Below are 14,159 nucleotides of genomic sequence, written 5' to 3'. Positions count from 1 at the left end.
TTACTTGTAGATAAAGCCGACAACGCCGTGATAGCGGCCGTTGGGCTTGTCGGTCTGCATGGTGCCGTAGACGCGGTTGACGCGGCCAAGGAACATGCCGGCGCCATCGCTGGCTGCGTTGAAATTGTCATCCGGCTTGGCAAGATCGTTGCGCGCCACCGGCTTCACCAGATAGGGCGTGATGATGATGACGAGTTCGGTCTCGTTGCGGACGAAATCCCTGCTGCGGAACAGCGTGCCTAGCACCGGTATTTTGGTCAGGCCGGGCAGCCCGGCAACCGCCTGTCTGATGTCGTCGCGGACAAGGCCCGCGATCATCATGGAACCGCCGGAGGGCAATTCCACCGTGGTGTCGGCCAGGCGTTTGCGGATCGACAGCAAAGTGGTGCCGGGTAAGTCGCCGGCTCCTTCCAGGACTGCGGCGCCTTCGGTCGTAGGTTCCGAAACCGACGTCCTCACTTTCAGGCTGATGCGGCCCGCCGAGAGCACGACCGGCTGGAATTCGAGCCCAATTCCATATTCAAGGCGTTCGTGCTCGTAGGTAATCTGGCCAGTTTGATTGTCGTTTGAAACGTTGCTTGTTCGGCCGGTGATGATATTGAATTCGCCGCCGACCTTGAAGGTCGCCTTCTCGCCGGAAACGGCGGTGAGAGTCGGCTCGGCCAGCGTCTTCATGACACCGCTTTGCTCCATGGCGTTTATGTACGCTTGAAGAGTTGAGCTGCCGATCGCCGCCCCCGAATATTGCGACAGTGGCTTTCCCAATCCGTATGCAGGCGTGGTGAGAGCGCTCCAACTGATGCCGTTGCTGCTGCCGTTGCCGACCATGTTGACGCCGAGCTGCTTCATCACCGTGCGGCTGACCTCGGCAACCGTCACCTTCAGCGTCACCTGGTCGTCGCCGATAATCTGCAGCAGGTTGATGATCTGGCTGACGCGGCGCTCGGCATCCGGGTTGTCGATGGCGACGCCGGCTTCGGCCGAACCGCCGGCAGCGGTCTGCGAATATTGACCCGTGGTCGCCTCGCCGCCGGACACGAAGATGTTTGCCAGATCAGCCGCGCGCTTGGCGTCAAGAGGAGTGTCGACGGTTCCGGTCAGAACGACGTTGTCGTTCAGCAACTCGACCTTGACCTCCGATGACGGGATGAAGCGCTTGATATAGTCCTCCAGCCCGGCAACATCGCGTTCGACCGCCAGGTCAAGGCTGACGATCTGCTCGCCATTCGGGCCAAAGACGAAGATGTTGGTCTCGCCGACCGCCTTTCCGAACAGATAGATGCGGCGGGCGGTGCGGGTCACTGCGTCGGCTACAGCGGGGTTGGCGACGAGAATATCATAGGCATCGCTCGGCAGGTCGATCACCACCGATTTATTGAGTCCGAGTTTGACCCGCTGGGTGGCGGTCGAAGCCGTGACCCTGGCATTGCCCGCCGCACTGGCATCGAGGATGCCATATGCATTCGTTCCAAGGAGAAACAGGCCGATCGCCACAGCCAGGGTGAGCGGCAGTTTGGTTTTTAGCCTCATTTCCTTGCCCCCACCTCGGAAACTTCGCCCGACTTGATCAACCGCACGGTGCCGCGCCGACCATTGCCGGAAACCAGGTAGTCGGCCTCGCCCACATTCTTGTCCTGGCTGTCCTTGATCGAGCGCAGCGCCAGTGTCAGGCGATCCGCCATCTGCTGTGCGACGGTGATGATCTCGGACTGCTGCGGCGTCAGCTCCAGGGTGGCGGTCTGGCCGACTCTGGTCTTCTTGCCTTCCTCATCCTCCTGAATGGTCTGGTCGATCGCCAGGACACGAATGTTCTTGAGGATAGTTTCGGTCGTGAAGCCCGGACCACCGCCATTGGCGGCATCGGTTCTGCGGGTCATGATGACGTCGACGAAATCGTTCGGAAGAATGAAGCCACCGGCCGAGGTGTCGGCCGAAATGCTTGTGGCGACAGCCCGCATGCCGGAGGGCAGGATCGACGACATGAAGCTTTGCCCTTCACCGATCAGCTTCGAGCGGCGCAGCGGCTCGCCGGCATAGAGCGCCACGCGGGCGACGGCGCCCTTCAGCTTGTCCAGCGCTTCAGGCTCGGCAGCGCGGGTGATGAAATTTGCGTTGATGCCGGCGGACGGCCATGACTCCCAGGAAATGTTGTTTTCAAGCGGACTGCCCATCGGAACGTCGCCGGAAAGAACAAGCACATCCTGCAGCGCGATCGCCGGCGCCTGAGGACCGGAATCGACAACCGGAGGCGGCGGAGCCACAACCATGTTCTTCGCGACATAGCCTGCACCGCCGGCCGCGGCTATCGCCACGCCTAGAATAATCAATCGGGATGCTGGCATCTGTCCGAACCTCGCCTTGGCAAACCACTAGCCAAGCCGGACTTTGCAGCGGCAATCGTCAAAACAAGGTTAATGTTATACTTACGATCGTGATTAATTTAAGGTTTACATAAATTAGAGCGACAACTCTGGCCCGAAGGAAAACGTGGCCAATTCGCCTGCTCGGCGCCAACGGCGGAAAGCGAAAATTCAGCCCGCCAGCCTGGTAAGCGCCCAGGCCATCAACGGTGAGTCGGAATAGGTGAGCAGACCGCCAATGCCAAGCGCAATGCCGTACGGAACGCCGGTCGCCTCTTCGGCGAAATGGCGCAGGAACCGATTGTGGCTTGTGACGGCGGCAAGCAGCGATTTTCGATAGGCGATGATGGCAAGGGTCAGCAGACCGCCGATGAACGTCGAGGTGACGAGATACTCGACGAGATGGATGTTCAGTCCCATCCATACGGCAGTGGCGGCCAAGAGCTTGGCGTCGCCGCCGCCCATGCCGCCAAGCGCGAACAGGCCGAATGTCACTACAAGAACCAGGCCGCCGGCGGCGAAGTGCCCGCCATAAGTGGCCCAGTCCATGCCGGTCAAGGGCGCAACCAAGGCAAAGACAACGACGAGCAGCACAGGCACGCGATTGGCGATCGTCATCGACAGCATGTCGGAGATCGCGGCAAAAAGCATGCAGAATGGAAAGACGACGAAGATCACGGCTTCAAGCATGGGCGCGGCGCCTGTGGTCAAACTGTACCTGGTCCCAGCCTAGGTATGTTCGATTAACGATTGATGAGGTCTAAAGTTCAAAATCATGCGTAGGACTAAATAAGGGCCGCCAGTGCGGCGGCCCTTATTGGGAAGCAATGGAATGTTGTTGCTTACGAAGCGTTGACCTTGGTGGCAATCTTGTCAAACTTGGCGTTCAGCGCGGTGCCGAGCGAGGTGGCGCCGACCATGATGGCGAGCGCGATGAGAGCGGCGATCAGACCGTATTCGATAGCGGTCGCGCCGGATTCGTCCTTCACAAAACGTGCGATGAGGTTAGACATTTGAGCTCCTACTCCAATTGTTACAGCACTTCCGTCAACTTCTCTTGGTGGCTGATCGGATACTGCGAATCTAAGGAGAAGCTGTTTCAATCGGCTTAATAAACAGGCTTACCGATTCCTTTCCCGCTTAGATGGCATTGCGTGGTTAACCCAGAACTAAAATACCCGCAGCTAGGACCCCGGGCCGACAAAAGGCGCAAAAGGCGCAATTCGGCAAAGACGTTCCAGCCGTGCCGGCTAGGCCCAATGCCGGTTCCGGTGAACTCCAGCCGCTTAACGGTTGGTTCACCAATCTCGTTCATGTTCCGTTGAACAGTTTGCCAGGGGGCGCCTTAATGGCCGGGCCGAGATCATCATTTCCAGTTGCCGTGCTTTGTGCCGCAGCGGCTTTCGCCTTTCCAGCCAAGGCCGGCGCCGGCATCGAGGTGACGATGAACCAGGCAAAGATCATCAAATTGTCGCGCGCCGCCGATACGATTGTCGTCGGCAATCCGGCGATCGCCGACGCCTCCGTGCAGGACGCATCGACGATCGTACTGACCGGCAAGGGATTTGGCGTCACCAATCTTGTCGTCCTCGATCACGAGGGCAACCCGATCGTCGATGAGCAAATAACCGTCGTGCGCCAGGCGGCGGCGTCGGTGCGCATCTATCGACGCGCCGAAGTGCAGACGATGTCCTGCGCGCCATATTGCGAAAGCTCGTATAAGAGCGATGCCGAGAAGGCCTCTGAAGCCGAGATGAGCGCCGGGCATTAGCTAGCCGGCGTCTCCGTCTTTGGCGAGAACGTGCTTCGGTTATGGCCGGGTTAAGGCCTTCCCGTTGAATTTAACGGTCATTCCAACCGGACTTCAATCGGTTCCGACTAAGGGTGGGACCGATACAGAAGCGGCATCGGCGGGCAGAGGACATGAGCAAGGCTGGACGAGCAGGTTCTCCAAGACGGTTTTTGGGCGACCGCCGCGGAAGCACGGCGATCGAATTCGCCCTGCTTGCAATTCCTTTCGCGCTTCTTGTATTCGCCATACTGGAGAGCTGCATTTCATTTGCCGCACAGGAAGTGATGGCAAACGCCACAGACGACATCGCGCGCCAGTTGCGTACCGGCCAGCTAAGACCGGCCGATGTGTCCGGCACCAAGCTGCGGGATATGATCTGCACCAAATTGGAGATCATGGTCGCCAAGACCTGTCCCGGATTGCTGGTGGACTTGCGCGAATATCCGACCTTCGCCGATGCGGCGCTGGCCGGTTTCAAGATCCAGGATGGCGACGTCGTGCTGACCAAGGGCACGAGCACACAGACCTTCACGGTCGCACCGGGCCTGGCGGAGTCGAGAAACATGCTGCGGGTTTTTTACAAATGGCCGGTGATGACCGACTTCATGGCCAAGTCGATGGCCAATCTGAAGGACGGCAAAACGCTGCATTTTGCCTCGATCACTTGGCAGAACGAGCCTTTCGACAACTGAACCACCTAGTCGCTTGAAAAGGGCAAAGCCATGATTCGTGCGGGGGCACAGTTGGGCATCGCAGGGATTTGTACAAGAGCAGTCCGGCTTTGCTCCGACCGCCGCGGTATTGCGGCCGTCGAGTTTGCCCTCATCGTGCCTGTCCTGTTGATCATGTACTTTATGACAATGGAGGCCTCGCAAGCCATCGAGACCAGCAAGAAGGTCAGCCGCATCGGCAGCATGGTAGCGGACCTCGTCACACAGCAGCAGACCATCAAGGCGGCCGATGTCGATGCCATCATGGCGATCGGCAGTTCCACGCTCCAGCCCTACAACCGCTCGAAACCGAAGATCATTATCACGGCGATACAGGTGACGAACGAGACGACGCCGAAAGTCCTGGTCGTGTGGTCGCGCAAACTGGTGGATGGCGTCTCTAGCCTCGACGCGGTCAAGGATTCCACCACAACGGTCCCGAGCGCGCTCAAGATCAAAGGCACTTTCCTCATTCGGGTCGAAAGCGATCTCGCCTACAAGCCAATCATCACCTGGTCGGCGGACGGCCAAAGCCGGTTCGGGTTGAGCTCGGTCTTCAATTCGATATCGATGGCGGAAACTTATTATCTGCGGCCGCGCAGGAGCCCGACCATTCCGTGCAGCGATTGCTGACGCCTGAGGCCCGCTAACCGGTCTGTTGCTATTGCTTGCAACCGCGGGCCGAGACCAGACGCACGATGGCTGCAGCCGGCACATCGTCCCTCGGACCGGCAACGGTTCGGCGACGATACCGATACGGAACGTTCCGATAACATAGCGCCAATCGGCGCGCGCCAGGTTTGCGCAAGACGCATCCAGCAGCAAAGCCAGTACGGCGGCGAATGCTGTCAGGGCAAGCCTCATGCGAGCTCCGCGCCGCGCATTTCCATCCGCAGATCGACCATGCCGCGATTCGTCTCTCCGGGACCAGCATGCCAACCGTGCTGTTTGGGTTTCCGAATTGCCAATGACGGCGCGGAACCCTATGTCTGAGCCAACACAGGAATGATGAACCTTTCGATGGCACGCGCCTTCCTTTTTGTCCTCGACTCCTTCGGCATCGGCGGCGCGGCCGATGCCGAACGCTATGGCGACACCGGCTCCAATACGTTCGCACACATCGCGCGGGCCTGCGCAGAAGGCCGCGCCGATCGCGAAGGCCTGCGTGACGGGCCCCTTCTTGTACCAAACATGCTTTCGCTCGGCCTCGGCCAGGCCGCGGCAACGGCGACGGGTTTCAGGTTCGAGAATGCCGGCAGTGCGCCGCTTGCCGCCGCCTTTCACGGCGCGGCCCAAGAGGTTTCGAGCGGCAAGGACACGCCATCGGGCCATTGGGAAATAGCCGGCCTGCCGGTCCGTTTCGACTGGGGTTACTTCCCGGACGCGATTCCCGCCTTTCCGGCCGGGCTGACCGAAGCAATGGTGCGTGAAGGGAAGGTGCCTGGCATCCTCGGCAATTGCCATGCTCCGGGCACCGAGATTATCGAACGGTTCGGCGATGACCATATCCGCACCGGCAAGCCGATCTGCTACACCTCGATCGACTCCGTCCTGCAGATCGCCGCGCATGAGGTTCATTTCGGCCTGGAACGGCTTTACGAGTTCTGCAAGGTGGTGCGCAGGCTCGTCGATCCGCTGAATATCGGCCGCGTCATAGCACGGCCGTTCATCGGTGAAACCGCCGCCACGTTCGAGCGAACGCATAATCGTCGCGACTATGCCGTACCGCCGCCGGAACCGACGCTGCTCGACCGTCTGACGGCGCGCGGCAGCCGGGTTATCGCGGTCGGCAAGATCGGCGACATTTTCGCCCACCGGGGCATCTCGGAAGTCCGCAAGGCTGCCGGCAACATGGCGATGTTCGACAAAGCGCTTGGCGCCATGGAAGACGCCCGCGACGGCGACCTCGTCTTCGCGAACTTTGTCGATTTCGACACCGAGTTCGGGCATCGGCGCGACGTTGCGGGGTATGCCGCCGCACTCGAAGCTTTCGACCGGCGCCTGCCCGAGGCATTCGCACGGCTGAGGTCAGGCGATCTGCTCATTTTGACCGCCGATCACGGCAACGATCCGACGTGGCGCGGCACCGACCACACGCGCGAGCGGATTCCGGTTATCGGGACACGGCCGGGTTTCAAAGGCGCAGACATCGGACTGAGGGCGACATTTGCCGACATCGGCGAAACCGTGGCCGAACATCTCGGGCTGGCGCGCGGCCGTCACGGCACCTCCTTCCATGCCACGATAGGTGGCCATGCCTGAGCTGCCGGAGGTCGAGACAGTCAGGCGCGGTCTGCAGCCGGCCCTTGAAGGTGCCCGCATTGTCGACGTCGAGGCACGCCGGCCGGATTTGCGGTTTCCGTTCCCCGCGAGATTTTCGGAGCGGCTGACCGGCAAGACGATTGCTGCGCTCGGCCGCCGTGCCAAATATCTGACAATGCACATGGACAACGGCCCGGTTCTGATCTGCCATCTCGGCATGTCGGGTTCGTTTCGCATCGAAACGGCCGACGAGAGCGCAACGCCCGGCGCGTTCCACCACGAACGTTCGAAAAACACTGCTCACGATCACGTCGTCTTCGACATCGCATCCCCTGCCGGCGTCCGCTCTCGCGTGATCTTCAACGACCCGCGCCGCTTCGGGTTCATGCTGTTTTCGGAAGGCGAGCCCGACATGCATCCGATGCTGGCGGGATTAGGCGTCGAGCCTACAGGCAACGCACTGGACGGCACGCTGCTCGCTTCGTTGCTGAAAGGTCGCAAGTCACCGCTGAAAGCGGCACTTCTGGACCAGAGGCTAATTGCCGGGCTAGGCAATATCTACGTCTCGGAAGCGCTTTGGCGGGCCGGCCTGTCGCCGCTGCGCGAAGCGGGCACCCTCGCGAGAGCCGGCAAGAAAGCCAAAGAGCAGAGCGAACGCCTGGCCGAAGCTATCCGCTCGGTCGTCGCCGATGCGATCGCCGCCGGCGGCTCGTCGTTGCGCGACTATATGCAGACCGATGGATCGCTGGGCTACTTCCAGCATTCCTTCGCGGTTTACGATCGCGAGGGCGAAGCCTGCTCCAAGCCTGGTTGTGGCGGCCACATCGAGCGTATCGTGCAAAGCGGTCGTTCGACTTTCCACTGCCGGGCCTGTCAGGCTTAAACCAGAAGCGAGGAGGAGCAAAGCATGGGCTATGAAACCATCATCGTCGAAACCCGCGGCAAGGTCGGGCTGATTACGCTGAACCGGCCGCAGGCGCTCAACGCGCTGAATTCACAAGTGCTGGCGGAACTGGTCGCCTCGGTGAACAGCATGGGCGCCAATGCCGACATTGGCGCCATGGTCATCACTGGTTCGGAGAAGGCTTTCGCGGCAGGTGCCGATATCAAGGAAATGCAGTCGATCTCCTACGTGGATGCTTATGTGCAGGATTTCTTCGTCGGCTGGGAAGAATTTACGCGGGCACGAAAGCCGATCATCGCGGCGGTGGCGGGCTATGCGCTGGGGGGCGGCTGCGAACTGGCGATGATGTGCGACTTCATCATCGCCGCCGACACCGCCAAGTTTGGCCAACCCGAGATCACGCTGGGCGTCATGCCCGGCATGGGCGGATCGCAGCGCCTGACCCGCTTTGTCGGCAAGTCGAAGGCAATGGATATGTGCCTGACGGGACGAATGATGGACGCAGCCGAGGCCGAGCGTTCCGGTCTTGTCTCGCGCGTCGTGCCAGCCGGCGAGTTGATCGAGGAAGCACTTAAGGCAGCAGCGAAGATCGCCGATTTTTCCTTGCCGTCGGTGATGATGGCGAAGGAGGCCGTCAACCGCGCCTATGAGACGACGCTCACCGAGGGTCTGCGGTTCGAGCGCCGGCTGTTTCATTCGCTGTTTGCGCTGGATGACCAGAAGGAAGGCATGGCGGCCTTCACCGGCAAGCGGAAGCCGAATTTCACGAACCGGTGAGATGACGAGGCACCGGTCAAAAAGAAAACACTGCAGCGTTGACGTGCCGGAAAAGCTGAACTATAAGCCGCAACAACCGAGGCGGCCCTGTGGCTGCCCGTTTGTTTTTTGCGCCCCGCGGTATCCCGCAAGCGCCCACCAGATCAGAAGAGAGGCACCATGGCCAATACCTCCTCGGCCAAAAAGGCAACGCGCAAGATCGCCCGTCGCGCAGCGATCAACAAGAACCGCCGCTCCCGCGTCCGAACCTACATCCGCCAGGTCGAAGAGGCGCTCGCGGCTGGCGACAAGGCGGCCGCACAGGCTGCCTTCAAGGTGGCCGAGCCGGAACTGATGCGCGCCGCGACCAAGGGCGTGGTGCACAAGAACACGGCATCGCGCAAGGTGTCGCGGTTGGCCCAACGGGTCAAGGTGCTGTCAGCCTGATATATCCATTCCTGAACTGCGCTACTTCAAACCCGGCCAATCGCGCCGGGTTTTTTCGTTTGCCGGCAAGTACTTAAAAGAAAGCCCGCACAATGGCGCTCCGCGAGCATTTCAAAGTTCGAAATGCTTTGCCGGCATATACATGCCCGCTCATATTCGGAGCCTCCGAAACCGCCAATACGAAAATTTCCGAGCGTCACGGATTACCGTTTCCTTTCAGAAGCTTACCGATGGTGATCCACAGCTTGTTCACATCAGCTGCGGCCGATAGGCGACAATTGGCTGTCAAGTGAATTATTTCAGAAAATTTCGCGTTGTGTGGCCTTTTTCATATTCGCCGGAAAAGGGTTTGAATCACAATGGCTTTGTCAAAATCAACTATTGCAGCATGGCGTTCGAAACGTCCCTTGCTAGTCAGATTCCTTAAAAATCCGTTAGGGGTGGCCTTGCCCTATCCACAGCGATTTCGGTAATGTCTGTCCATCGAAGGGATGGGCCCTTGGCCCTTGACCAGCCTGAAACCGGCCAGCTCAAATTGGCAGAGTTTACAGCGCGGATTCAACTCCGCGGACGGGGTTGGTTTGTCTTTTCGATACGGTAGGGGACTGGCGTAATTGTACATGGCAGGTCGACGGTGCGCCGGCGGTTTTTCGCCGGACGGCATTTTGTTGCCCTGACATGACCAAAGCGGATCGGCGCTTCGGCGCCGGACCGACAACGAGGCGATTCATCAGCCGGCGGCGGCGATGGTGTCGCAGCGAAGACACGGTCGCCGGAAACATGGATGCAGGAGGCGCATCCCCGGCGGAAAACAGGTACAAGAGACAAGGAACTCGATCATGCAGAGCGGCGGCATCGAAAGGGAGCTTACAGGCGACCTCCCATTTCCTGGAACGTTAGTCGGAAGGAACGACATGGCGGCTTCCAATGAAGCTGAACAGAAGTTCGATCGGGTCAAGGCCCAGTTGAAGGCGCGTCTGGGAACCGAGGTCTATTCGAGCTGGTTCGGGCGCATGAAGGTCGCTGAATCCTCTAAGGGCATTGTCCGCATCTCAGTGCCAACCGCATTCCTGCGTTCATGGATCAACGGCCACTATCTCGATCTCATCACCGAGTTGTGGAAGCACGAGGATCCGGAGATCCTCAAGATCGAGATCGTGGTTCGCACCGCCACACGGCAGGGCCGCAACAGCGTCGAGCCAGAAGTGGCGCCGGCGCGCAAGATGACCAGGCAGACGCAAACCGCGCTCTCTGCGGGCACGGCGAGCCCCAGCAGGGTCGAACGGGTCCCGGCAACCCGCCCGGGGATGCCGGCAGAAACCGAGTTCCGGCACAATGTTCTCGGTTCGCCGCTCGATCCACGCTACACTTTCACCTCCTTCATCGAAGGACCATCGAACCGAGTGGCTTTTGCCGCCGCCAAGGCGGTCGCGGAATCGCAGTCGAGCGCGGTGCGTTTCAATCCGCTCTTTCTTCACGCGACGGTCGGGCTGGGCAAAACGCATCTGTTGCAGGCGATCGCCGCAGAATCGCTGAAGCAGAATCCGAAATCGCGGGTCGTCTATCTTACGGCTGAGTATTTCATGTGGCGGTTCGCCACCGCGATCCGCGACAACAACGCACTGACGCTGAAAGAACAGCTGCGCGACATCGACCTCCTCATCATCGACGACATGCAGTTCCTGCAGGGCAAGTCGATCCAGCACGAATTCTGCCATTTGATCAACATGCTGCTCGACAGCGCCAAGCAGGTGGTGGTCGCTGCCGACCGGCCGCCGTCCGAATTGGAGTCGCTGGAGCCACGCGTCCGCTCGCGCCTCAACGGCGGCGTCGCGCTGGAAATGTCGGCCCCGGATTTCGCAATGCGTATCGGTATGCTCAAGCTCAGGCTTGCCACCGCCAAGCTCGACGATGCGTCGCTGGATATTTCCGAAGAGATACTCAACCACGTCGCCCGCACGGTGACCGGCAGCGGGCGCGAGCTCGAAGGTGCCTTCAACCAGCTTTTGTTTCGCCAATCCTTCGAACCGCAGATCACCATTGACCGCATCGACGAGATCCTCGGCCACATCTATCGTTCGGGTGAACCGAAGCGGGTGCGTATCGAGGACATCCAGCGCATCGTCGCGCGCCACTACAACGTGTCGAAGACCGAACTGCTGTCCAACCGGCGCACACGCACCATCGTCAAGCCGCGGCAGGTCGCTATGTATCTGTCGAAGGTGTTGACGCCGCGCTCGCTCCCGGAGATCGGGCGGCGGTTCGGCGGCCGCGACCATACGACCGTGCTGCATGCGGTGCGCAAAATCGAGGATCTTTCCGGTGCCGACAACACACTGGCGCAGGAACTCGAATTGCTGAGAAGGCTGATCAACGACCAGGCCTGATGGCCCGAAAAACGCCGGCTCGCGAACTTCGGCCTTTTTATCCCCAGAAAGCCCGCGCAGCCGGTCCGAACCGGTGGCGCGGGCTTGCGTTTGCCGGGTTTTTCCTGTCAGTTTACGCAGATTCTGAGCCTGTTCAGACCTTTCGCGGGGCGCCGCTTGCCGGAGACCCGTTCATTCATTCAAGCGAGCCTGTTTCGTCATGCGTGTTATCCTGGAACGGTCAAATCTCCTGAAGTCTCTCAACCATGTTCACCGCGTGGTCGAGCGGCGCAACACCATTCCGATCCTGTCGAACGTGCTGCTCAGCGCCGAGGGGGCCAGCCTTGAAATGAAGGCGACCGACCTCGACCTGGAGGTGACCGAAGCGACGCCGGCAAAGGTCGAACGCGGCGGGGCGACAACGGTCCCGGCGCATCTGCTCTACGACATCGTGCGCAAGCTTGCCGACGGCGCGGAGGTGGCGCTGAAGACCGACGAAGACGGCAACGCCATGACGGTGACGTCGGGGCGCTCGAGCTTCCGCCTGCAGTGTCTGCCGCAGTCCGACTTTCCCGAACTTTCAGCCGGGTCGTTCTCGCATATTTTCCGGCTCGATTCCGTCGGACTAAAGAGCCTCATCGAAAAGACCCAGTTTGCCATCTCGACCGAGGAGACGCGCTATTATCTGAACGGCATTTATCTGCACACGCACGAGACCGGCGGCAAGCTGAAGCTGCGCTCTGTCGCGACCGACGGCCACCGACTGGCGCGCGCCGAGATCGATGCGCCGGCAGGCTCTGAGGGTATGCCTGGCGTCATCATCCCGCGAAAGACGGTCAGCGAGTTGCAAAAGCTGGTCGACGATCCCGATGTTGCAGTCACCACCGAGTTGTCCGACACCAAGATCCGTTTCACCATCGGCAGCGTTATCTTGACCTCCAAGCTGATCGACGGCACTTTCCCGGACTACCAGCGCGTCATTCCGACCGGCAACGACAAGAAGCTGATTATCGATCGCCAGAGTTTCGCCGCTGCCGTCGATCGCGTTTCGACCATTTCGTCCGAACGCGGCCGGGCGGTGAAGCTTTCGATCGCCGAAGGACAGGTCACGCTTGCGGTCAACAACCCGGATTCGGGCAGTGCCACCGAGGAACTGGCGGCCGACTATTCGTCTGATCCGATCGAGATCGGCTTCAACGCCAAATACCTGCTCGACGTTGCCGCGCAACTGACCGGCACCGAGGCGAAGTTCATGCTGGCGGATGCCGGTTCCCCGACGCTGATCCACGACATGGCCGACGAGACCGCGCTCTACGTGCTGATGCCGATGCGGGTGTAGGGCCCGAACAGGGCCATCTTGCTGTCGTGACCAAATCTGCAAAACCGCAGCAGACCTACATAAGTAAGCTCACACTTACGAATTTCCGCAACTATGCGGCGTTGGCAATCGACCTTGATCCCGGCGCCGTGGTTTTCTCCGGCGACAATGGCGCCGGAAAAACCAATCTGCTTGAAGCGATCTCGCTGCTCACGCCTGGCCGCGGCCTGCGCCGCGCACCCTATGCCGAGGTGGCGCGCGAAGGCGGCGACGGTGGCTTTGCGCTGCATGCCCGGCTTGACGGGCCGGAAGGCCAGGTCGAGATCGGTACCGGAATAGCGGGCAGCGACGGCGAAGGCGGCCGGCGAGTGCGGATCAACGGCGCGGCGGCACGCTCGGCCGAAGACATGCTGGAATGGCTGCGCGTGGTCTGGTTGACACCGGCTATGGACGGCCTGTTCCCCGGGCCGGCGGCCGATCGTCGGCGCTTCCTCGATCGGCTGGTGCTTGCGATCGATCCTGGCCACGGCCAGCGCGCGCTTGACTACGAAAAGGCAATGCGCGGCCGCAACAGGCTGCTCGCCGACGGTTCGCGCGACAGTGCGTGGTTCGATGCGATCGAGATGCAAATGGCCGAGACCGGCGTGGCAATTGCCGCTGCGCGTGCCGAACTGGTGCGCCTGCTCGCCGCCATGATCGACCGGCTGCCCGGCGACGGACCGTTTCCGCAAGCCGACATCGGCATCTCGGGCGAACTGGAAGGCGAAATCGGTATTTTACCGGCCGTCGACGTAGAGGAACGGTTCCGTCGCGCGCTTGCCCAGGGGCGCGACCGCGACCGCACCGCCGGGCGCACGCTCGACGGCCCGCACCGTACCGACCTCGTGGTGCGCCACCGGCCCAAAGCGATGCCAGCCGAGCTCTGTTCGACCGGCGAGCAGAAGGCGCTGCTGGTCGGCATCGTCTTATCGCATGCGCGGCTAACCGGCGAAATATCGGGCATGACGCCGATCCTGCTGCTCGACGAGATTGCCGCCCATCTCGACGGCGGTAGACGGGCGGCCTTGTTCTCGATCCTGGAGGAACTGAACTGCCAGGCTTTCATGACCGGGACCGATGCCGCGTTGTTTGACAGCCTCAAGGGACGAGCGCAGTTCCTGACCGTGGATCACGGTAAGGTCAGGCCGACCATTTGAACTTCGGCCATGGCGCACACTTCTGAGCGGCACGCATTGATGCCTGAC

14 protein-coding genes and 1 pseudogene are annotated in these 14,159 nt (G+C 60.7%); 10 read left to right on the top strand and 5 right to left on the bottom strand.

Annotated features, from left to right (window positions below; translation table 11 throughout):
* The 4 genes from NKI79_RS06155 to NKI79_RS06140 form a co-directional block, all read right to left on the bottom strand.
* Entirely contained in the window at positions 1 to 1,530 is a 1,530-nt protein-coding gene (locus NKI79_RS06155; protein WP_352800473.1) for a type II and III secretion system protein family protein, read from the bottom strand.
* Positions 1,527 to 2,342, bottom strand: a complete 816-nt coding sequence (gene cpaB / locus NKI79_RS06150; protein ID WP_254816292.1) for a Flp pilus assembly protein CpaB — start codon at positions 2,340 to 2,342, stop codon at positions 1,527 to 1,529. Before cpaB ends, NKI79_RS06155 begins: the two co-directional genes overlap by 4 nt.
* Before the next feature lie 189 nt (positions 2,343 to 2,531).
* The gene (locus tag NKI79_RS06145) at positions 2,532 to 3,050 is read right to left on the bottom strand and encodes an A24 family peptidase (protein ID WP_352800470.1); all 519 of its coding nucleotides are present in this window, start codon (positions 3,048 to 3,050) and stop codon (positions 2,532 to 2,534) included.
* Between the two features lie 152 nt (positions 3,051 to 3,202).
* A complete protein-coding gene (locus NKI79_RS06140; protein ID WP_254816290.1) occupies positions 3,203 to 3,373 on the bottom strand; it encodes a Flp family type IVb pilin in 171 nt (56 codons plus the stop codon).
* A gap of 335 nt (positions 3,374 to 3,708) precedes the next feature.
* Between NKI79_RS06140 and NKI79_RS06135 the strand changes: the two genes are divergently transcribed.
* From NKI79_RS06135 to NKI79_RS06125, 3 genes are all read left to right on the top strand, one after another.
* Positions 3,709 to 4,131: a pilus assembly protein N-terminal domain-containing protein gene (locus NKI79_RS06135; protein ID WP_352800468.1), complete on the top strand. Its 423-nt coding sequence runs from the start codon at positions 3,709 to 3,711 to the stop codon at positions 4,129 to 4,131.
* A gap of 152 nt (positions 4,132 to 4,283) precedes the next feature.
* A complete protein-coding gene (locus NKI79_RS06130; RefSeq protein WP_254816288.1) occupies positions 4,284 to 4,844 on the top strand; it encodes a TadE/TadG family type IV pilus assembly protein in 561 nt (186 codons plus the stop codon).
* A gap of 30 nt (positions 4,845 to 4,874) precedes the next feature.
* A complete protein-coding gene (locus tag NKI79_RS06125; RefSeq protein ID WP_254816287.1) occupies positions 4,875 to 5,495 on the top strand; it encodes a TadE/TadG family type IV pilus assembly protein in 621 nt (206 codons plus the stop codon).
* 102 nt (positions 5,496 to 5,597) lie between these two features.
* Here the strand turns inward: NKI79_RS06125 and NKI79_RS33205 are convergent.
* Positions 5,598 to 5,726: pseudogene (locus tag NKI79_RS33205) on the bottom strand (phosphate/phosphite/phosphonate ABC transporter substrate-binding protein); the annotation flags it as partial.
* Between the two features lie 156 nt (positions 5,727 to 5,882).
* Here NKI79_RS33205 and NKI79_RS06120 point away from each other — a divergent pair.
* From NKI79_RS06120 to recF, 7 genes are all read left to right on the top strand, one after another.
* A complete protein-coding gene (locus NKI79_RS06120; protein ID WP_352800465.1) occupies positions 5,883 to 7,124 on the top strand; it encodes a phosphopentomutase in 1,242 nt (413 codons plus the stop codon).
* Positions 7,117 to 8,007, top strand: a complete 891-nt coding sequence (gene mutM, locus NKI79_RS06115) for a bifunctional DNA-formamidopyrimidine glycosylase/DNA-(apurinic or apyrimidinic site) lyase (protein ID WP_352751487.1) — start codon at positions 7,117 to 7,119, stop codon at positions 8,005 to 8,007. The genes NKI79_RS06120 and mutM overlap by 8 nt, the downstream gene beginning before the upstream one ends.
* A gap of 24 nt (positions 8,008 to 8,031) precedes the next feature.
* Positions 8,032 to 8,805 carry an enoyl-CoA hydratase gene (locus NKI79_RS06110; protein ID WP_254816283.1) on the top strand — a complete coding sequence of 258 codons (774 nt, stop codon included), beginning with the start codon at positions 8,032 to 8,034 and terminating at the stop codon, positions 8,803 to 8,805.
* Positions 8,806 to 8,964: 159 nt separating this feature from the next.
* The gene (rpsT, locus tag NKI79_RS06105) at positions 8,965 to 9,231 is read left to right on the top strand and encodes a 30S ribosomal protein S20 (RefSeq protein ID WP_023676922.1); all 267 of its coding nucleotides are present in this window, start codon (positions 8,965 to 8,967) and stop codon (positions 9,229 to 9,231) included.
* Positions 9,232 to 10,145: 914 nt separating this feature from the next.
* Positions 10,146 to 11,618, top strand: a complete 1,473-nt coding sequence (gene dnaA, locus NKI79_RS06100) for a chromosomal replication initiator protein DnaA (protein ID WP_352702317.1) — start codon at positions 10,146 to 10,148, stop codon at positions 11,616 to 11,618.
* A 199-nt stretch (positions 11,619 to 11,817) separates the two neighbouring features.
* Complete coding sequence (gene dnaN, locus NKI79_RS06095) at positions 11,818 to 12,936, top strand: DNA polymerase III subunit beta (RefSeq protein ID WP_352800462.1); 1,119 nt, start codon at positions 11,818 to 11,820, stop codon at positions 12,934 to 12,936.
* A 26-nt stretch (positions 12,937 to 12,962) separates the two neighbouring features.
* Positions 12,963 to 14,111, top strand: coding sequence for a DNA replication/repair protein RecF (gene recF, locus NKI79_RS06090; RefSeq protein ID WP_352800460.1), 1,149 nt, complete (start codon positions 12,963 to 12,965; stop codon positions 14,109 to 14,111).
* The last annotated feature ends 48 nt before the right edge of the window (positions 14,112 to 14,159 follow it).

It is taken from the genome of Mesorhizobium sp. M0340 (assembly GCF_040321535.1).
Classification (GTDB): domain Bacteria; phylum Pseudomonadota; class Alphaproteobacteria; order Rhizobiales; family Rhizobiaceae; genus Mesorhizobium.
The sequence above is the reverse complement of the archived record's forward strand: the minus strand, read 5'-3'. Positions and strand labels throughout refer to the sequence as shown.